This window comes from Huaxiibacter chinensis, from assembly GCF_022171985.1.
In the GTDB taxonomy this organism is placed as follows: Bacteria; Pseudomonadota; Gammaproteobacteria; order Enterobacterales; family Enterobacteriaceae; genus Enterobacter; species Enterobacter chinensis_A.
This window is the reverse complement of the sequence record NZ_JAJVHF010000001.1, coordinates 62,149-81,193: the sequence shown is the minus strand read 5'-3', so window position 1 is coordinate 81,193 and position 19,045 is coordinate 62,149. Positions and strand designations below refer to the sequence as shown.

Here is a 19,045-nt window from a genome sequence, read left to right as displayed (position 1 = left end):
ATTATTAAGCCCCCTTCAGAAGAAGGGGGCAAGACGTCAGGCCTCGACGGTTCTCATTAGCGTCGATAGCTCATCTTTGACCGACTGAACCTGCGGACCAATCACCACCTGCAGGTTGTGCTGGTTCAACTGTACCACGCCAATCGCACGGTTGGCTTTCAGTGCGTTGGTGTCAACTTTGGACATGTCCGCCACCGACAGACGCAGGCGGGTTATGCAGTTGTCCAGAGAGGTAATGTTGTCCGCGCCGCCCAGCGCTGCCAGAATCGCCGGCGTGTTGTAGCCGGATTTACCCACGGTGCCGGTCACCGCCTGCTCAACACTGCTGGCTGTGTCAAGGTCACGACCCGGCGTTTTCAGATTAAAGCGGACGATCGCAAAGCGGAAGATGCCGTAGTACACCGCGAACCAGATAGCCGCCACGACAGGGACCAGATACCACTTCGTTGACAGGCCGTGCAGGATGCCAAAGACCACGAAGTCAATCACGTTGCCGTCGGTGTTACCGATGGTCACGCCCAGTACGGCCATCACGGTAAAGCCCAGACCGGTTAACACCGCGTGGATGAGATACAGCACCGGCGCGACGAACAGGAAGAGGAATTCAATGGGTTCGGTTGTTCCGCCTACGACGCAGGCGATCACACCGGAGATCAGCAGGCCTTTAATTTTATGGCGATTTTCAGGACGTGCGCAGTGGTACATCGCCAGCGCCGCACCCGGCAGACCGCCGAGGAAAGCGGGCATTTTCCCTTGCGACAGGAAGCGCGTGGCGCTTTCAGAGAAGCCATGCGTGGTCGGACAGCTCAGCTGCGCCTGGAAAATGGTCAGCGCGCCGCTAACGTCGTGGCCGCAGACATCCATTGTCCCGCCCGCCTCGGTAAAGCGAATCAGCGCAACCAGAATATGTTGTAAACCGAAGGGGAGCAGCAGACGTTCACCGGTACCGAAAATCATCGGACCAAAATCACCCGCGCTATTAATGATGCGGCCAATGCCGGTAATGCCCATGGCGAACACTGGCCAAATCAACGGGATAATCAGACCAAACAGCCCCATCACTACCAGAGTGACGATAGGCACAAAACGCGTGCCGCCGAAGAAGGCCAGAGCATCGGGGAGGCGGATATTATGGAAACGCTCGTGCAGCATCCAGATAATCACACCCGCAATAACCGCACCCAGAATCCCGGTATCGATGGACTGGATCCCCAGCACGCTCTGAATGTTATTCGCTTTCAATACGGCCGCATCGGTGGTCGGCAAAATGCCTTTTGCGGTAAGCCAGAAGTTGACGGCAAGGTTCATCACCGCATAGCCGACGAAGCCGGCAAACGCCGCGACGCCTTTATTTTCGCGGGCCAGACCCAACGGGATGGCGATACAGAACATGACCGGCAGGAAGCTAAAGGCAAAGGAGCCGACCTTGCTCATCCAGATGAAGATGGCCTGCAGCACAGGGTTCCCCAGGAAGGGGATTAAGGTCACGACATCATGACTGCTCAGAGAACTGCCAATGCCCAGCATAATCCCGCAGAAGGAGAGCAGTGCCACGGGCAACATGAAGGTTTTCCCCAGTTGCTGGAAAAATTCCCACAGCGATATTTTTTGTGCTGCTTTCGCCGTCATAAAACGACTCCTTAATAGTTAAACAATAAAGACCTGCTTCAATGCTGCGAAAAGATAAAACGTTTTATCAAACTTTAGTGAGCGCCAAATCACATTCCCGTGCTTTAATTAGCAGTATAAAGATAACGTATTGATAAATCGTTTTACCGCGTCAAATATCAGGGAGTCATGCCGCTACATGTCTGTCGCAAAGAAAATCACCATTAATGATGTCGCGCTCGCGGCCGGGGTATCAGTGAGTACGGTTTCGCTGGTTCTGAGTGGTAAAGGGCGTATTTCTCCCGCCACGGGGCAGCGGGTCAACGAGGCCGTCGAGCAACTCGGCTTTGTGCGTAACCGTCAGGCAGCCTCTCTTAGGGGTGGGCAAAGTGGCGTCATTGGCTTGATTGTGCGCGATCTGACGTCACCCTTTTATGCCGAACTGACGGCTGGCCTCACGGAGGCGCTGGAACGGCAAGGGCGTATGGTCTTTTTGCTGCACGGGGGGCGCGAGCCTGAACAACTCCTGTCCCGGCTGGACATGCTCCTGACCCAGGGCGTTGATGGGGTGATTATTGCCGGTGCCTCTGGGGTTGGCAGTGAATTATGTGAGCGCGCTGCACAGAAAGGGGTTCCGGTGGTCTTCGCCTCGCGAGCCAGTTATCTCGACGAGGCAGACACCTTGCGTCCCGATAATATGCAGGCCGCCCAAATGTTGACCGAACATCTGATTCATCGGGGTCATCAGCGAATTGCCTGGCTGGGCGGCAAAAGCTCCTCGCTCACCCGCGCCGAACGTGTCGGGGGATATTGCGCCACGCTGATTAAATATGGTTTACCGTTCCACAGCGAATGGGTGGTTGAATGTGAGTCCAGCCAGAAAAAAGCCGCAGAAGCGATGGGCACCCTCTTGCGTAACAGTCCCACGATTAGCGCGGTGATCTGCTATAACGACATCATCGCGATGGGCGCATGGTTTGGTTTACATCGTGCGGGCCGACAGAGTGGCGAAGGCGGGGTAGAAACCTTTTTCGATCAGCATGTCTCGCTGGGTGCCTTTGCCGATGTCGGCGAGTACGCCCTGGATGATTTACCCATTGTCTGGGCCACCACGCCAGCGCGCGAAATGGGCTACACCCTTGCAGAAAAAATAATGCAGCGTATTGAAAAATCAGAGGTGCAGGGCGGGCATCAGATCGTTTCCGCGCGTCTGGTACTGGCTAAATAGGGCGGTTAATGACGCGGGCTGGTGGTTTTCAGCGCCAGACGCGACAGAATGCTATGGCCGATGTAGTTGCTCCAGTTAAAGCTGTTTTGCAGCACTACCACGGCATTCTGGTTCTCCCTGTCGAACCCGATGTAACTCGAATACCCTCCGATATACCCGACCTGCCAGATAATTTTACGGTCGGCATACCGATCGCTAACCCAACCGATATTGGCCGCTTCTTTCTCACGGTCATAGAAGGTTTGCGTGACATCTTCAAAGGCTTTGTCCAGAGAGGGCACGCCGGTTGAGGTGAAATGCGCGCGGGCATAGGTCGCCAGATCCCGGGCACTGCTGTAAAGACTCGCCGCGCCGGTCATATTATGGTGGAACACCCAGTCGGGGGTTAATTCGCCCCGCGGAATGAACTTCGGCTGGTCTCCGGCATGACCCAGTGCCCTACAGGCATACGCTGGCAGGACGTCAGGCGTAAAACTGCTGTGAGTCATTTTTAACGGTTTAAAGATCATGCTTTGCGCCAGCGCCTCAATGGTTTGCCCGGTGTGTCTGTGCAAAATATACCCCACCAGGGCATAGCCCAGATTGGAATACTGAGGGGCTGCCGACGTCGGGGCGCTAAAATCATCGAGATAGCTCAGCACGCTGTCCGCATCAAGCCGGGTATAAAAATTCTCGCCGGAGCGGAAATAACTCAGCAGGTTCTCCAGGGTCAGCAGATCCATAGGCTGACGCGGTAAACCAGAGGTATGGGTCACAAGCTGGAGCAGGGTGATTCGTCGGGCATCGTCACTTAACGGCGTGTTCGCCGGTAACAGGGTTTCAAGCGTGTCCGTCCACTTAAGCCTGCCCGCGTTAACCAACAGGGTGGTGACCTCGGCGGTGACGCCTTTGCTCAGCGATCCCAGCGCGAACAGCGTGTCGGGTGTGACAGGATAGCGATGCCTGTCATCCGTAATCCCGTAGCGATGAAACTCGACCGGGCCATTATTTTGAATGATTGCCACGATCATCCCGCTTACCTGCTTTTCCTGCATGTACTGACGAACGAGGGGATCGATCCCGTGCCCGTAATCTCCCACCGTGAAAGCGGCGTTTTGATTCACAGGCATATCCATCTGCGACAGCGTGCCGTTACCGCAGCCGGTTAACAAGACGGTTAACCAGGTAAGCAGCAAAGGAGACTTTCTCAACAGACGGGGGGATACCCTCATAACGCGTTAGGATCCCCGCAAAAAAGCGGCAGCGGATGGCAAAAAGAAGAATAGAGAAGCATACGAGGCAAGGGTTCCGCTGAAAGATGAGGCCGTATTATACAAACCCTTTCTTCAGGAAAACCATAGGAAGCAGGCGCTATTTAACGACGGAGGAAAAAGTCAGAAAACGCCCCTCCTGAGAGGGGCGTGAGGATTACTGCTGCGGGACGGCAGGTGTTGCAGGGAGAGCCGGGGTAGCAGGAACGGCCGGTTCAGGCATGCCCAGCGTTGGCATACCGAACATGCCGACAAACTCTTCCAGCGGCATTTTCTGGCCGTTCAGGGTGACCTGACCATTCGCATACTGCAGGCTGGTACCCACCACATTGTCTTCCAGCGTGGTGATGCGGAACATCTGGCCCATCGCCGCCATGCCTTTTACCTGCTGGCTTGCCAGCTTGCCGGCATCGGCTTCGTTATACCCTTCCAGTTTGGCAACCTGGGTCATCAATTCTGTCGCCATGTCGACCGGAATGGACAGTTTGCTCTCCAGCGATTTCACGTTGCGATCCACTTGCTGTGCCAGAGTCTGCACTTCACCGGTTGCGGTTGCCGGATCTTTCAGGAACAGCGACAGGTTAAAGTTGGCTTCGCCTTTGCTGTTTTTCCAGCTCAGAGGAGCTATGGTGATCACCGGATCGCCTTTGAGCAGCAGCGGCAGGTTGCCAAAGAGGGCATCCATGACTTTTTGCTGATACAGCTCCGGATTTTTGTCCATCAACGCTTTGTCGGCCAGGGCGGCCTGACTCTGCTGGGTATATCGCTGGCTAAACTGATGCCACGCCTGGCCATCGATGTTGCCAATTTTCAGGGTCAGCTTGCCTGAACCCAGGTCCTGGCTCTGCACTTTCAGGCTGTTCAGCGTGTAATCGAGCTGGCTGTTGATGCTCTTGCCATCTTTCGAGACATCGGAAGTTCCCTTCAGATCCATCCCTTCCAGCACGGCCATCTCTTTGCCTTCAACAGAAACAGCCAGTTTATCCAGGCTCATTTTTTGGTCGCCGATGCGCTCTTCAAAGCTGGTCAGACGGCTGTTACCGTCCGCTTTCAGGTTGTTGAAGGTTAGCTGCACCTTTTGACCGTATTCGTTAACGGCATTAATCAGGCCGCTCTCCGCATTGCCGGTCAGAGAGAAGACGTTACCCTCGCGATCCGCATCCAGCGTAAAGTTACCGCCGCTAAAGGTGACTTTTTCATCCCCTTTTTCGTAATTCAGCGCTTTCAGCGCGATATCCGATCGCGTATCACCCGCGTAGCTAATACGGGTATCGATGACCATCGGTGATTCATTTTTCGCCAAATCAAACAGAGGTTGCGTGGTCTCGTTTTTCACAAGCGTTGATTTTACCGACGCCATCGAAGGGATCAGGTTGAAATGCTTCAGTTGCCCCATCGGGAACGGACCGTGATCGACCACTTCATTGAGCACCACGCTTTGATCCGCTTTTAGCCAGCCATTCTGCGCACCGGCTACAGGCTTCACGACCAGCTGCATATGGCTTGTGAAAACGCCGCGCTGGTAATTCTGGTAGCTCAGCTCCAGCCCGGCTTCAGGCGCGCTGCGCTTAAGCTCGCTGTTGGCCTGGGCCACCATTTCGCCCAGACGATTCTCCAGCTGCTTCCCGGTAAACCAGGCGGCGCCCGTCCAGACGATGCCTAATGCAACAATAACACCCACCGCTACGACTGATTTTTTCATCGTGATTATCCCTAAAATGAAACCAGGCGGTAAAACCGCCTGGTGAGGTAAACAAAGCTCTGACTAGCTTAGCAAGAGTTAGTGAAAAATTCAGTAAGCCCTTAAAGTTTATTGAAAACTCGCGCCAGTCGGCCATGGCCCTGAATCGCAACAGGAGAGTCGCTCGCCGATAAAAATGCCGACTCGCCAGGCGCCAGCGTAAGCTGCTCATCGCCTTTGCTTAATCGGGCTTCCCCTTCCACGCAGAAGACAATCGCGGCGCTCTCCTGGGCAATGGTGGCGGTCGCTTCACTGAGGTCATGAAGAGAGAAGGCAAAATCGTCCACCGGGATAGGGAAATCGAGTTCTGCGCCGTGGTGGCTCGGCTGGGTCAGCAGCTCAGCAGCAGGTTTAGCCACAAACTTCACGTTAGCGACCAGCTCAGGGATGTCGATGTATTTTGGCGTAAGACCGGCACGCAGTACGTTATCTGAGTTTGCCATGACCTCCAGCGCCACGCCCTGCAAATAGGCGTGAGGCGTTTCGGCAAACAGGAACATCGCCTCGCCCGGGTTTAACTTCACCACGTTCAGCAGCAGCGGGGAGAAAAGACCGCTGTCTTCCGGGTAGAACTCAGCAATCAGACGGATGGTCTCCCATGGCTCGCCTTGCTGGCTGGTTAGCGCCGCTTTGAGTACCGCCAGCGCGTGGGACTTTTCGCTGTCCTGCATATTGAGCAGGCTGGCAAAGAGCTGGCTCAGGCCCGCGGCATCAGGGTTTTCGAGGAAGTGCGCAATGGCTTTATGCGCCCCGGCCACCGGTTGCAGCAACGAGACGGTCTCGGAAAACTCACGGAACGCGTTCATCGCCAGGAACGGCGTGAGGGCGAAAACCAGTTCCGGCTTGTGGTTAGGATCTTTGTAGTTACGCTCCGCGGCATCGAGGGGGATACCCGCCGCGTTCTCTTTTGCAAAACCCACTTCAGAGGCTTTTTTATTCGGATGAACCTGAATCGAAAGCGGCTGATCGGCGCAAAGAACTTTAAACAGGAAAGGGAGTTCACCAAAACGGCGGGCCACTTTCTCACCCAGCAACGCCGTTTTGTCGGCGTCAATCACGTCGCGCAGTGAAACAACCTGGCCGCTGGCATCTTTAATTTTTGAGCTGCTCTTCGGGTGCGCGCCCATCCATAACTCTGCCATCGGCAGATGGTTGTCATTGGCGATACCGTAGAGATCCGTTAACGCAGTTTTACTTCCCCAGGCGTAGTTTTGCACTGAGTTGATGAGTTTTTGCATTATCAAGCCCTGCTTCAAATGTGGAATTAACTGCCCGTATTAAAGCAATAAACCGGACGGAAGTAACCTGCGCGTGCAAAAAGTCGTACTAGTCTCAGTTTTTGTTAAAAAATTGTGTAGGATAAGCCAACTCGCTTTTAAGCAGGGCAAACGGAAGATCTGCCTGGACCATAATCAGCAATGTTGTAAGTGAGAGCACAATGTCGAATAAACCCTTTCATTACCAGGATCCTTTCCCACTGAGCAAGGATCACACTGAGTATTATCTGTTAACCCGCGATCACGTCTCTGTCTCGGAGTTTGAGGGGCAGGAGATCCTGAAGGTCGATCCGCAGGCGCTCACGCTTCTTGCGCAGCACGCCTTCCATGATGCCTCCTTCATGTTACGCCCGGCGCATCAGCAGCAGGTGGCGGATATCCTGAGCGATCCCGACGCCAGCGAAAACGATAAGTACGTTGCCCTGCAGTTCCTGCGCAACTCTGACATCGCGGCCAAAGGCATCTTACCGACCTGTCAGGATACCGGTACCGCGATCATCACCGGTAAAAAAGGCCAGCGTGTCTGGACCGGCGGTGGCGACGAAGCCGCGCTGGCGCACGGTGTATACAACACCTACATCGAAGATAACCTGCGTTATTCGCAAAACGCGGCGCTGGATATGTATAAAGAGGTCAACACCGGCACCAATCTGCCTGCGCAAATTGACCTCTACAGCGTGGACGGCGATGAGTATAAGTTCCTCTGCATCGCCAAAGGCGGCGGGTCAGCGAACAAAACCTATCTCTACCAGGAAACAAAAGCGCTGCTTTCACCGGGCAAGCTTAAAAATTATCTGGTGGAAAAAATGCGAACGCTGGGCACCGCTGCCTGCCCGCCTTACCACATTGCCTTTGTTATCGGCGGGACCTCTGCGGAAAGCACCCTGAAAACCGTTAAGCTGGCCTCCACGAAATATTATGATGGGCTGCCGACGGAAGGTAACGAACACGGTCAGGCGTTCCGCGACGTTCAGCTTGAGCAAGAGCTGTTAACCGAAGCGCAGAACCTGGGGCTGGGTGCACAGTTTGGCGGAAAATATTTTGCGCACGACATCCGCGTGATCCGTCTTCCTCGCCACGGGGCCTCGTGTCCGGTCGGGATGGGCGTGTCGTGCTCGGCGGATCGTAATATCAAAGCGAAGATCAATCGTGACGGTATCTGGATCGAAAAACTGGAAAATAATCCGGGCAAATACATTCCTGAAGCACTGCGTCAGGCAGGCGAGGGCGAAGCGGTTCACGTTGACCTGAATCGTCCGATGAGCGATATCCTGGCCCAGCTCTCTCAGTATCCTGTCTCAACGCGCCTGTCGCTCAACGGTACCATTATCGTGGGTCGTGATATTGCTCATGCGAAGCTCAAAGAACGCCTGGACAACGGCGAAGGGCTGCCGCAGTACATTAAAGACCATCCGATCTACTATGCCGGTCCGGCGAAGACCCCTGAAGGCTATGCGTCGGGTTCATTGGGCCCAACAACGGCGGGGCGTATGGACTCTTATGTCGATCAGCTGCAGGCCCACGGCGGCAGCATGATCATGCTGGCAAAAGGCAACCGCAGCCAGCAGGTTACCGATGCGTGCCACAAGCACGGCGGATTCTACCTGGGCAGCATTGGCGGCCCGGCGGCGGTGCTGGCGCAGGGCAGTATCAAGAGTCTGGAATGCGTGGAGTATCCTGAACTGGGTATGGAAGCGATCTGGAAAATTGAAGTGGAAGATTTCCCGGCGTTTATCCTCGTGGATGACAAAGGCAACGACTTCTTTAAGCAAATACAATCCTCGCAGTGCGCGGCCTGTGTGAAGTAGTTTAAACATGCCGGGCGGCGCTTCGCTGACCCGGCCTCCCTTACCTGGCCCGGGTCAATGAAACGTCGGCAGGCAATAAGAGCGCACAAAGCGCCATGCAGTAATTCATAAGCCATCAATACTTATCTCTTCAGCATGTGAGCAATTCCACTATTGTTATCAAGGAGAAAGTAATGACAACGCATCGTCGCGAGAAAGATTCCATGGGTGCCATCGACGTCCCGGCCGACAAGCTGTGGGGCGCGCAAACCCAGCGCTCTCTGGAACATTTCCGCATTTCGACCGAGAAAATGCCCGTCACGCTCATCCATGCGCTGGCGCTCACCAAGCGCGCCGCAGCCAAAGTAAACCAGGATTTAGGGCTGCTGCCCCAGGAAAAAGCCGCTGCCATTATCAGTGCGGCGGATGAGGTACTGGCAGATAAACACGTTGACGAATTTCCTCTCGCCATCTGGCAAACCGGCTCCGGTACCCAGAGCAATATGAACATGAACGAGGTGCTGGCCAACCGCGCCAGCGAGCTGCTGGGCGGCGTGAGCGGAATGGAGCGTAAGGTACATCCCAATGATGACGTCAATAAGAGCCAAAGCTCGAATGATGTCTTCCCGACCGCCATGCACGTTGCGGCGCTGATTGCCCTTCGCGAACATCTTCTTCCTCAAATGGCGACGCTCAGGGAAACGCTTGCAGCCAAAGCAGAGGCGTTTTCCGATATCGTTAAAATTGGCCGAACGCATCTGCAGGACGCCACGCCGCTGACGCTGGGACAGGAGATTTCTGGCTGGATGGCAATGCTGGACCATAATCTCAGGCATATCGACCACAGTCTGGCGCATCTTGCGGAGCTGGCGCTGGGTGGGACGGCGGTGGGTACCGGTCTGAACACCCATCCGGAATACGCCGTGCGGGTAGCCAAAGAGCTCGCTGACATCACCCAGCAGCCTTTTGTGACGGCGCCCAACAAATTTGAAGCGCTGGCAACCTGTGATGCCCTGGTGCATGCCCACGGTGCGCTGAAAGGGCTGGCGGCCTCACTGATGAAAATCGCTAACGACGTGCGCTGGCTCTCCTCCGGTCCGCGCTGTGGGATCGGCGAAATCAGTATCCCCGAAAATGAGCCGGGAAGCTCCATCATGCCGGGTAAGGTCAACCCGACCCAGTGCGAAGCCATGACCATGCTCTGCTGTCAGGTGATGGGGAATGATGTGGCAGTGAATATGGGGGGCGCGTCGGGGAATTTTGAGCTGAACGTCTATCGCCCTATGGTCATCCATAATTTCCTGCAATCGGTGCGCCTGCTTGCCGACGGAATGGAGAGCTTTAACGAGCACTGCGCGGTTGGTATTGAACCGAACCGCGAACGCATCGGTCAGCTTCTCAATGAATCTCTGATGCTGGTCACCGCCCTCAATACCCATATCGGCTACGACAAAGCAGCGGAAATCGCCAAGAAAGCCCACAAAGAGGGGCTGACGCTTAAGGCTTCGGCGCTGGCGCTGGGCTATCTGACCGAGGCCGAGTTTGACCGCTGGGTCCGTCCGGAAGAGATGGTTGGCAGCCTGAAATAGTCACTCCGCTAAATAGAGGTGCAGTCGCGGGATGAGCAGTTTAAGCGGCTGCGCCTGAGGTTTATAACGATGCTGAATGTTTTCCGCATCATAATTGAGCAATTCCCCGATATCCGGAATAACCGCCCCCTGATCGGCATCGTAAAAGGCTATAAGCGGGGTCGGACAGGCATACTGCACCTGCTTTTGCTCCCCGGCGTACCAGACGCGGGCGATAGGCTGGACCTTCACGGGGCGCTTGATCTTCAGGCGCGCGTCTACCGGCAGGGCGGCAATGCGCTGGTATTCAGCCTCCAGGCGTTCAATCCACTGTTCCCGTGACCACGGAGCAACGGTACGCGGTGACTTCAGGCTTTTCTCCAGCAGGGATAACACCTCATTCCGGCTGAAATTCTTAATCACATGTTTGTTGGCCCAGCCAAAGCGCAGCGTTGCCGGATGCCGCAGCGCGGTCAGCGTACGATAGGCATTCAGCGTGATAAGCCCGGGTAAATGTCGATGCACCCACTCGAAACGCGCCGTGGGGGGCAGGCCCGATTCACGGGTGACAATGTTTTCGAAGGCGGCTTTAAGATCGTTGATCCTGGCTATCTGCTGCTCGATCTGCTCCCGCTCGGCGGCGGGCGTTTGCAGACAAATTACCCCAGGCAGGCGCACCGCGGCTTTGCTGCTTCGGTTTTCAGATTGCTGCTGAATAAAAAGATGCCGGTAGTGCCGCAGGGCAAGCCCCAGTGCCTCCTGTCCCGTATGTTGTTTCACTTCAATGCTGTCGAGCGGGTCATGTTCCGCGCCTTTAACCACATCCGGCAGGCTAAAAACGCGCGCGGCCAGCAGACGACAGCTTTGCAGGCGTTCAGCAAGCGTAGCCAGTTCATGCTCAATCTCGCCAAAGGTCGAATTGAGCCGTTCTATCAGGTCGTAAGTCGCCATACAGATCTCACAGTAGTTACAACATACTTATTGTATAGCACATTGCCCGGGGTCAGGCTATTGTGCCGGAAAGGTCGGGCAGGGAGTAAGGGGAGATTATGTATAGCGGTTTAAATATACAGATTTTGTATATTTCTCCGTGCGGACGGACCCTCCATTGATCCAGGACACGTTAAAAGTATGATGAATATCTAAAATCATCACACGCTTTTATGTACTCCCTAATGATGAGAGGCAATGATGTTGACCCTGACTGGTCGCACGATAGCGGCGCTGTTTGCCTGTTTGGCTTTCGTTGCTCAGGCGGCCGCCCTTGACGAAATAACTACCGCATGGCCGGTGAACGTTGGTCCGTTGAATCCCCATCTTTATACGCCAAATCGACTGTTTGCACAGAGCATGGTCTATGAACCCCTGGTGAAATATCAGGCCAACGGGACGGTGATACCCTGGCTTGCAGAGAAATGGACCACCACATCAGACGGGAAAATATGGGTTTTTACGCTTCGTGACGGCGTCACGTTTTCCAATGGCGAGCCTTTTAACGCGCAGGCCGTGGTCGCTAATTTCCGCGCTGTTCTGGCCAATCGCCAGCGACATGCCTGGCTCGAACTCACCCGTCAGATAACCGACGTTAAGGCGCTGAGTGCGAATGAAGTGCAGATCTCGCTCAAGAGCGCCTATTACCCCTTCCTCCAGGAGCTTGCGCTGCCGCGACCGTTCCGCTTTATTGCGCCTTCGCAGTTTAAAAATAATGAGACAATGAACGGCATCGTTTCGCCCGTGGGTACAGGCCCCTGGATACTGAAAACGTCGAAACTGAATCAGTACGATGTCTTTGTGCGTAACGAACACTACTGGGGAGCGAAGCCCTCCTTGCGTCAGGTCACCATTAATGTAATCCCCGATCCCACCACCCGCGCTGTCGCCTTCGAAACGGGTGAAGTCGACCTGCTGTATGGCAATGAAGGCCTGCTTCCTCTCGATACCTTCGCCCGATTTAGTCAAAATCCGGCTTACCGTACGCAGCTCTCTCCGCCGGTCGAAACGGTCATGCTGGCGTTAAATTCTGCCAAAACACCGACCAATGAGCAGGCCGTACGCGAGGCGCTGAACTATGCGGTGAATAAAAAATCGCTGGTCGACAATGTGTTGTATGGCACGCAGCAGGTGGCGGATACGCTATTTGCGCCGACGGTGCCTTACGCCAATATTGGGCTGAAACCGCGTCAGTACGATCCGCAAAAAGCGAAAGACCTTCTGGAGAAGGCCGGATGGATTCTGGTGAACGGGAGCGATATTCGCCAGAAGCAGGGTAAACCGTTGCGAATTGAACTCTCATTTATCGGCACCGATGCGTTAAGCAAATCCATGGCGGAAATTATTCAGGCCGATCTGCGTCAGGCAGGCGTGGATGTCGCGCTGGTGGGCGAGGAGGAGAGCAGCATTTATGCCCGCCAGCGCGATGGTCGTTTCGGCATGATCTTTAACCGCACCTGGGGCGCACCTTATGATCCACACGCGTTTGTCAGCTCGATGCGCGTGCCGTCCCATGCTGATTTTCAGGCGCAGCGTGGGCTGGCGGACAAGCCGCTGATCGACCGTGAGATTGGCGAGGTCCTTTCAGCCACGCAGGAAACGGAGCGACAGTCGTTATACCGCGATATCCTCACCCGCCTGCACAATGACGCCGTCTATCTGCCCATCAGTTATGTCTCGATGATGACGGTCGCGAAGCCCGCACTGGGCAGTATTCCGTTTGCACCGGTGGCCTCCGACATCCCCTTTGAACAAATCCAACCGGTGGCCCCGTGATGTTACGTTATCTTTTGCGGCGTCTTCTGCTGCTCGTTCCGATGATTTTTGCCGCTTCGGTGATTATCTTCGCCATGCTGCGGCTGGGGACCGGCGATCCCGCGCTTGATTACCTGCGCCTGTCAAATCTGCCTCCCACGACTGAGATGGTCGCCTCTACGCGGGTGATGCTTGGTCTGGACCAGCCTTTGGTCATTCAGTATGGAACCTGGTTATGGAAAGCGATGCAGCTCGATTTCGGGATGTCATACGCCACGCAACGACCGGTGCTGGACGATGTCATGCGCTTTTTGCCCGCCACGCTGCTGCTGGCAGGCGCCGCCTTAGCGCTTATTTTACTGACGTCGGTCCCGCTGGGCATTTGGGCTGCACGCCATCCCGATCGTTTACCGGATTTCCTCGTGCGGGCAATCGCCTTTTTGGGCGTCTCGATGCCAAACTTCTGGCTCGCGTTCTTACTGGTGATGCTCTTTTCTGTCCATCTTAACTGGCTGCCCGCGATGGGGTACGGAGGATGGGAACACCTTATCTTGCCTGCGGTCTCGATTGCTTTTATGTCGCTGGCGATCAATGCCCGTTTGCTGCGGGCCAGCATGCTGGAGGTGGCGGGGCAACGGCATGTTACCTGGGCACGGCTGCGCGGTCTGAGCGATAAACAGACCGAGCGTCAGCATATTTTGCGCAACGCGTCTCTGCCGATGATCACCGCCATTGGAATGCACATCGGTGAGCTGATTGGCGGCACGATGATCATTGAAAACATTTTCGCCTGGCCAGGGGTGGGCCGCTACGCCGTCTCCGCGATATTTAACAGGGATTACCCTGTCATCCAGTGCTTTACCCTAATCATGGTCATCGTGTTTGCTCTTTGTAATCTCACCGTGGATGTGGTCAATGCGGCGCTCGACCCGCGCATTCGTCGTCATGAAGGAGCGCATGCATGACCTTTTTTCTTTCTTCTCGCGGATCAGTACGTCTGGCTGTGCTGATTATTCTCCTTCTGGGGCTGATTGCGCTCACCAGCGCCTGGTGGCTGCCGTTCGATCCGCAGGCCATAAACTTGCCCGCTCGCCTGCAGTCGCCGGACGCGCAGCACTGGCTTGGGACCGATCATCTTGGCCGCGATACGTTTTCTCGTCTTATGGCGGCTACGCGTGTCTCGCTCGGCTCGGTGCTGGCCTGCCTGACGCTGGTGCTGGCGCTCGGGCTGGTGGTGGGCGGCGCTGCCGGTTTGCTGGGCGGACGCGTAGACCAACTGACGATGCGGGTGGCGGATATGTTTATGACCTTTCCGACGTCTGTTCTCTCTTTTTTCATGGTGGGTGTCCTGGGGACGGGCCTGACGAATGTCATTCTGGCCATCGCTCTCTCTCACTGGGCCTGGTATGCCCGCATGGTGCGCAGCCTGGTGATCTCCCTGCGTCAGCGTGAATTTATCCTGGCGTCGCGTCTTTCGGGGGCCAGTCAGATGGCCGTTTTCGTTGAACATGTCTTAGGGGCAGTACTGCCGTCGCTGCTGGTGCTGGCAACGCTGGATATCGGACACATGATGCTGCACGTGGCGGGGATGTCTTTCCTCGGACTGGGCGTGACAGCCCCGACGGCGGAGTGGGGCGTAATGATCAATGATGCCCGCCAGTATATCTGGACGCAGCCGATGCAGATGTTCTGGCCGGGGTTGATGCTCTTCATTAGCGTGATGGCGTTCAACCTGCTCGGGGATGCCTTGCGCGATCGCCTTGATCCTCATTTGACGATGGAGCATGCCCACTGATGCCGAAACAGATTGAACTGAATAATATCGTGATTGAAGCCGATCAAACGCGGGTGAAGGGGGTCACGCTGACGCTCACGCGAGGACGCGTGCTGGCGTTGGTTGGGGGAAGTGGGAGCGGGAAATCACTAACCTGTGCGGCCGCACTGGGTCTTTTGCCCGCAGGCGTGCGCCAGACCGCAGGACAGGTGCTGGCTGATGGCATACCTGTCCGCCCTGATGCCCTGCGAGGGCTTAAAATTGCCACCATTATGCAAAACCCGCGCAGCGCGTTTAATCCCCTGCATACCATGGAAACGCATGCCCGTGAAACCTGTCGGGCACTGAATAAGCCTGCCGATAACGCGACGTTGACGCACGCAGTAGAGGCGGTTGGCCTTGAAAACGCATCGCACATCCTCAGGCTTTATCCTTTTGAGATGAGCGGCGGCATGCTGCAACGGATGATGATTGCGATGGCGCTCTTGTCCGATGCGCCTTTTATCATTGCGGATGAACCCACGACCGATCTGGATGCTATCGCTCAGGCGAGAATTCTGGATTTGCTTGATGAAATCATGCAATCCCGCGCACCGGGAATATTGCTGGTGACGCACGATATGGGCGTCGCGGCCCGGCTGGCAGATGATGTGGCCGTGATGGATGAAGGCAAAATAATCGAGCAGGGCGACGTGGAAACGATATTCCGCGTGCCCAGGCATAAAATCACCCGTCAGCTGGTGTCGGCGCATCTGGCGCTTTATGGAATGGAGCTCGCGTAATGACTTTTCTGACGGCCACACATATTTCGCATCACTATCATCCCGCCCAACGCGTGCTGAATGATATTTCACTGAGCCTGTCGCCGGGGGAGACCGTGGCATTGTTGGGCCGCAGCGGTTGCGGAAAAAGCACGCTCGCCCGGCTGCTCATCGGCCTGGAAACGCCGACGCAAGGGGTGGTTCGCTGGCAAGGCGAAACGCTTTCTGGGCTGAGTCGTGCCCGCCAAAAAGCCTTCCGCCAGGAGATCCAGATGGTCTTTCAGGACCCCCTCAGTGCGGTAAATCCGCGAAAAACGGTGGGAGAAATATTACGGGAACCGATGCGTCATCTCTTGTCCTTGTCCAGACCTGAACAACACGCGCGCGCGGTTGCGATGCTGGCAGCCGTTGAACTGGAGGAGGCACTACTTGATAAGCGACCGTCGCAGCTCAGCGGCGGTCAGCTACAGCGCGTTTGCCTGGCCAGGGCGCTGGTCGTGGGTCCTAAACTGCTGATTCTGGATGAAGCGGTTTCCAACCTCGATCGCGTGCTACAGGCGGGTGTCATTCAACTTCTGAAAAAAATACAGCACCAGTCAGGCACTGCCTGCCTGTTTATCACCCATGATTTACGCCTGGTGGAACGTTTTTGCCATCGCGTGGTGGTGATGGAAGAAGGCGCCATTGTTGAAACGCAGCCGGTCTGCGAAAAGCTGAACTTCACCTCCGCGGCCGGGCGTGCCTTACAACGTGCCGTTCTGCCCGCGTTTCCACGTCGTCGTCCTTCACGTCAGGATTAACCATGCAACGTATTACCATTACCCTTGATGATGATTTACTGGAGATGCTGGATACGCTGAGCCAGCGTCGCCGCTACAATAACCGGTCGGAAGCGATACGCGATATTCTGCGTGATACGCTGGCGCAGGACGCGTCTCAGGAGCAGGGCACTCAGGGTATGGCCGTGCTGTCATATGTGTATGAGCATGAAAAACGCGATCTGGCCCGCCGCCTGGTTTCCACCCAGCACCACCACCACGATCTGTCGGTCGCGACGCTGCATGTGCATATCAGTCACGAAGATTGCCTGGAGATCGCGGTACTGAAAGGTGATATGCGCGAAATCCAGCATTTTGCACAGGACGTTATCGCCCAGCGCGGGGTTCGACACGGCCATCTCCAGCGCTTACCCGACGAGGCGTAACGCGATTCAGGTCGTTTCGGGCAAGGCCACAAGGTGATCAATCGGCCAGCAAAACGTGAATTTCGCGCCGCCAAGATCGCTCGTTTCGCAGCTCACCTGGCCGCCCATCGCCTGAGCAATAGAGTGCACAATCGCCAGTCCCAGACCACAGCCCCCTGTGGCGCGGTCGCGGCTGGGATCGAGCCGTACAAAAGGCTCAAAGATCTTATCCCGCTCATCCGCAGCGATACCCGGCCCGTCATCTTCTACCGTGAGCCTGGCCTGGCTCTCTTCGGCCGCCAGGCTCACGCGTAGCGTTTTCTCGCTGTAGCGCAGGGCATTATTAATAAGGTTATCCAGCACCCGCTCCATCAGCCGCATATCAATGGCACCGTAATCGCCCTGAGGCGGACATGACAGCTGTAACTGACGCTGCGGATTGACGTTCTGCACGTCCTCAATATGGCTGCGCAGCCAGGCGGGAAGGTCGGGCGTGCTCAGCTGAAGCTCGTTTTGCGGTCGGTCAAGACGGGCGTAAGTGAGCAGTTCCTGAATTAACCCTTCAAGCTGCCCGATATCCCGGTTGAGGGCCTGAGATTCACTTTCCGTCAGGTTATCGCTCATCGCAAGCCGGTATCGCAGCCGGACAAGCGGGGTGCGAAGTTCATGGGCGATACCGTCAATAAGCTGTTTTTTACTCGCAATTAGCGCATTGATGTTATCGGCCATCTGGTTAAAGGCCACGCCAAGACGCTCAAAGCTTGAGCCGCTTTCAAAATGGATACGCTCGGTGAACCGGCCTTCGCCAAAACGTTGTGCCGCAGACTCCAGGCGTAACATATCCTGCCAGTGCGGACGCATCCAGATAAACACGGGGAAGGCGAGGGAAATGGCAATAAATGCCAGCAGCGCCATATCCAGCAGCCGCATTTGATGTAAGAAATAGAGATACGGAACGGGACCCACGGCCAGCACATAGTGGCTGCGGGGAATGCGCTGGATGAACGTATATTGATCGTCCAGCGCCACGATGTCTCCATCGCGCAGGCGCTGCGTCGTGGGGCCATCAAGCGTATATTTCTTGAGCGGTTCTATGCGCATGTTAAAAGAGAGATTTAGATCCATCTCTTTCAGCGTACGCGCCCAGTCATGGGGCGGGATCTCTCTTAATTCACTGCGCATCAGGTACAGCGAACTTTTCATCAGATCGTCCAGCGATTGCCTGCCGGCGCGCTCTGCGGTGAATTTATACACCAGCCCAACCAGCAGCGTCATCACCAGAAAGCAGACAAACAGCAAAAGATAAAACTGCACAAACAGCTTCTTCATGGAGATTTCCGGAGGATCAGGTTTCCCAGGCGTGCGGAGCAAAAAGATAGCCTTTATTGCGCACGGTTTTTATGCGGAACGGTTCGGTGGCGTTATCCAGCAGCTTTTTACGCAAACGAGAAATGGCAACGTCCACGCTGCGATCCATGCCGTCGTAGCTCACGCCACGCAGGTTTTTGAGCAACGCATCGCGGTCCATGATTTGTCCGGCATGCGTCGCCAGCTCCCACAACAGATCGAAATCAGCGGTAGAAAGCGCCACTTCTGCGCCGGCAAGCAGGACCTGGCGATTAACCGGGTCGATGGAAAGCGTGCCAAAGCGCATGGCTTTGTGCGGCGTTAAGCTCACGGGTGACGTTTCGCTGCCTGACGCAGCATGCTGGCGCAGGTGCAGACGCAGGCGCGCCAGCAGCACGGCCGGTGGGGTTGTTTTAAGAATATAATCGTTTGCCCCCATCTCCAGTGACAGAATATGGTTCATGTCGCTGTCGAGCGAGGTCAGCAGAACGATAGGACCTTCCCATTTTGCCCGAAGGTCGCGGCAGAGCGTCATACCGTCTTTACCAGGCAACATAATATCCAGTAATACCAGGTCGGGCTTCTCACGCAGCACAACCTCTTCACCCCTGTCACCGCGGGGTTCTACGACAACATCCATGTCGTGTTTTCCCAGATAAGCGGCGATCAACTGGCCGACTTCTGGCTCGTCCTCAACAAAAACGATCTTATTCATACAACGTCTGTGTTCGCGAAAAATGCCAACATACACCGCGTAACCTTAACCTTCCATTAAT

General features: G+C 55.6%; 16 protein-coding genes. 9 read left to right on the top strand and 7 right to left on the bottom strand.

Annotated features, from left to right (window positions below; translation table 11 throughout):
* Nucleotides 1–36: 36 nt before the first annotated feature.
* Entirely contained in the window at nt 37–1,629 is a 1,593-nt protein-coding gene (gene malX / locus LZP96_RS00395; RefSeq protein WP_064325914.1) for a maltose/glucose-specific PTS transporter subunit IIBC, read from the bottom strand.
* A gap of 178 nt (nt 1,630–1,807) precedes the next feature.
* Between malX and LZP96_RS00390 the strand changes: the two genes are divergently transcribed.
* The gene (locus LZP96_RS00390) at nt 1,808–2,836 is read left to right on the top strand and encodes a Mal regulon transcriptional regulator MalI (protein WP_064325915.1); all 1,029 of its coding nucleotides are present in this window, start codon (nt 1,808–1,810) and stop codon (nt 2,834–2,836) included.
* 5 nt (nt 2,837–2,841) lie between these two features.
* Here LZP96_RS00390 and LZP96_RS00385 read toward each other — a convergent pair whose 3' ends face one another.
* From LZP96_RS00385 to manA, 3 genes are all read right to left on the bottom strand, one after another.
* Nucleotides 2,842–3,945, bottom strand: coding sequence for a serine hydrolase domain-containing protein (locus LZP96_RS00385; protein WP_374230082.1), 1,104 nt, complete (start codon nt 3,943–3,945; stop codon nt 2,842–2,844).
* Nucleotides 3,946–4,243: 298 nt separating this feature from the next.
* Entirely contained in the window at nt 4,244–5,788 is a 1,545-nt protein-coding gene (locus LZP96_RS00380) for a YdgA family protein (protein ID WP_064325917.1), read from the bottom strand.
* A 101-nt stretch (nt 5,789–5,889) separates the two neighbouring features.
* Nucleotides 5,890–7,065 (bottom strand): mannose-6-phosphate isomerase, encoded by a 1,176-nt coding sequence (manA, locus tag LZP96_RS00375; RefSeq protein ID WP_258925620.1) that lies wholly within the window; start codon nt 7,063–7,065, stop codon nt 5,890–5,892.
* Nucleotides 7,066–7,265: 200 nt separating this feature from the next.
* Here manA and fumA point away from each other — a divergent pair, with 200 nt between their 5' ends.
* Both fumA and fumC read left to right on the top strand, forming a co-directional pair.
* A complete protein-coding gene (fumA, locus tag LZP96_RS00370; protein ID WP_064325919.1) occupies nt 7,266–8,912 on the top strand; it encodes a class I fumarate hydratase FumA in 1,647 nt (548 codons plus the stop codon).
* 173 nt (nt 8,913–9,085) lie between these two features.
* Nucleotides 9,086–10,480: a class II fumarate hydratase gene (fumC, locus tag LZP96_RS00365; protein ID WP_258925619.1), complete on the top strand. Its 1,395-nt coding sequence runs from the start codon at nt 9,086–9,088 to the stop codon at nt 10,478–10,480.
* Here the strand turns inward: fumC and tus are convergent, their stop codons facing one another.
* Nucleotides 10,481–11,410 (bottom strand): DNA replication terminus site-binding protein, encoded by a 930-nt coding sequence (tus, locus tag LZP96_RS00360; RefSeq protein WP_258925618.1) that lies wholly within the window; start codon nt 11,408–11,410, stop codon nt 10,481–10,483.
* A 240-nt stretch (nt 11,411–11,650) separates the two neighbouring features.
* On the opposite strand from tus, the gene nikA reads away from it, so the two are divergent.
* Genes nikA through nikR form a run of 6 tightly spaced genes read left to right on the top strand, consistent with a single transcriptional unit; the run spans nt 11,651 to nt 16,943 of the window.
* Nucleotides 11,651–13,225, top strand: a complete 1,575-nt coding sequence (gene nikA / locus LZP96_RS00355; protein WP_258925729.1) for a nickel ABC transporter substrate-binding protein — start codon at nt 11,651–11,653, stop codon at nt 13,223–13,225.
* Entirely contained in the window at nt 13,225–14,169 is a 945-nt protein-coding gene (nikB, locus tag LZP96_RS00350; protein ID WP_258925617.1) for a nickel ABC transporter permease subunit NikB, read from the top strand. The genes nikA and nikB overlap by 1 nt, the downstream gene beginning before the upstream one ends.
* A complete protein-coding gene (nikC, locus tag LZP96_RS00345; protein ID WP_258925616.1) occupies nt 14,166–14,999 on the top strand; it encodes a nickel ABC transporter permease subunit NikC in 834 nt (277 codons plus the stop codon). The genes nikB and nikC overlap by 4 nt, the downstream gene beginning before the upstream one ends.
* The gene (gene nikD, locus LZP96_RS00340) at nt 14,999–15,760 is read left to right on the top strand and encodes a nickel import ATP-binding protein NikD (RefSeq protein ID WP_258925615.1); all 762 of its coding nucleotides are present in this window, start codon (nt 14,999–15,001) and stop codon (nt 15,758–15,760) included. The genes nikC and nikD overlap by 1 nt, the downstream gene beginning before the upstream one ends.
* Complete coding sequence (gene nikE, locus LZP96_RS00335) at nt 15,760–16,539, top strand: nickel import ATP-binding protein NikE (protein WP_258925614.1); 780 nt, start codon at nt 15,760–15,762, stop codon at nt 16,537–16,539. Before nikD ends, nikE begins: the two co-directional genes overlap by 1 nt.
* Before the next feature lie 2 nt (nt 16,540–16,541).
* Nucleotides 16,542–16,943, top strand: coding sequence for a nickel-responsive transcriptional regulator NikR (nikR, locus tag LZP96_RS00330; RefSeq protein WP_064325926.1), 402 nt, complete (start codon nt 16,542–16,544; stop codon nt 16,941–16,943).
* A gap of 6 nt (nt 16,944–16,949) precedes the next feature.
* On the opposite strand, the gene rstB is transcribed toward nikR, so the two are convergent.
* Both rstB and rstA read right to left on the bottom strand, forming a co-directional pair.
* Entirely contained in the window at nt 16,950–18,251 is a 1,302-nt protein-coding gene (rstB, locus tag LZP96_RS00325) for a two-component system sensor histidine kinase RstB (RefSeq protein WP_258925613.1), read from the bottom strand.
* A gap of 16 nt (nt 18,252–18,267) precedes the next feature.
* Nucleotides 18,268–18,984, bottom strand: a complete 717-nt coding sequence (gene rstA / locus LZP96_RS00320; protein ID WP_064328113.1) for a two-component system response regulator RstA — start codon at nt 18,982–18,984, stop codon at nt 18,268–18,270.
* Nucleotides 18,985–19,045 lie beyond the last annotated feature (61 nt).

Excerpts from the sequence above, each read along its gene's own strand:
- malX (WP_064325914.1), bottom strand. The coding sequence starts at position 1,629 with ATGACGGCGAAAGCAGCACAAAAAATATCGCTGTGGGAATTTTTCCAG.
- LZP96_RS00390 (WP_064325915.1), top strand. The coding sequence starts at position 1,808 with ATGTCTGTCGCAAAGAAAATCACCATTAATGATGTCGCGCTCGCGGCC.
- LZP96_RS00385 (WP_374230082.1), bottom strand. The coding sequence starts at position 3,945 with ATGCCTGTGAATCAAAACGCCGCTTTCACGGTGGGAGATTACGGGCAC.
- LZP96_RS00380 (WP_064325917.1), bottom strand. The coding sequence starts at position 5,788 with ATGAAAAAATCAGTCGTAGCGGTGGGTGTTATTGTTGCATTAGGCATC.
- manA (WP_258925620.1), bottom strand. The coding sequence starts at position 7,065 with ATGCAAAAACTCATCAACTCAGTGCAAAACTACGCCTGGGGAAGTAAA.
- fumA (WP_064325919.1), top strand. The coding sequence starts at position 7,266 with ATGTCGAATAAACCCTTTCATTACCAGGATCCTTTCCCACTGAGCAAG.
- fumC (WP_258925619.1), top strand. The coding sequence starts at position 9,086 with ATGACAACGCATCGTCGCGAGAAAGATTCCATGGGTGCCATCGACGTC.
- tus (WP_258925618.1), bottom strand. The coding sequence starts at position 11,410 with ATGGCGACTTACGACCTGATAGAACGGCTCAATTCGACCTTTGGCGAG.
- nikA (WP_258925729.1), top strand. The coding sequence starts at position 11,651 with ATGTTGACCCTGACTGGTCGCACGATAGCGGCGCTGTTTGCCTGTTTG.
- nikB (WP_258925617.1), top strand. The coding sequence starts at position 13,225 with ATGTTACGTTATCTTTTGCGGCGTCTTCTGCTGCTCGTTCCGATGATT.
- nikC (WP_258925616.1), top strand. The coding sequence starts at position 14,166 with ATGACCTTTTTTCTTTCTTCTCGCGGATCAGTACGTCTGGCTGTGCTG.
- nikD (WP_258925615.1), top strand. The coding sequence starts at position 14,999 with ATGCCGAAACAGATTGAACTGAATAATATCGTGATTGAAGCCGATCAA.
- nikE (WP_258925614.1), top strand. The coding sequence starts at position 15,760 with ATGACTTTTCTGACGGCCACACATATTTCGCATCACTATCATCCCGCC.
- nikR (WP_064325926.1), top strand. The coding sequence starts at position 16,542 with ATGCAACGTATTACCATTACCCTTGATGATGATTTACTGGAGATGCTG.
- rstB (WP_258925613.1), bottom strand. The coding sequence starts at position 18,251 with ATGAAGAAGCTGTTTGTGCAGTTTTATCTTTTGCTGTTTGTCTGCTTT.
- rstA (WP_064328113.1), bottom strand. The coding sequence starts at position 18,984 with ATGAATAAGATCGTTTTTGTTGAGGACGAGCCAGAAGTCGGCCAGTTG.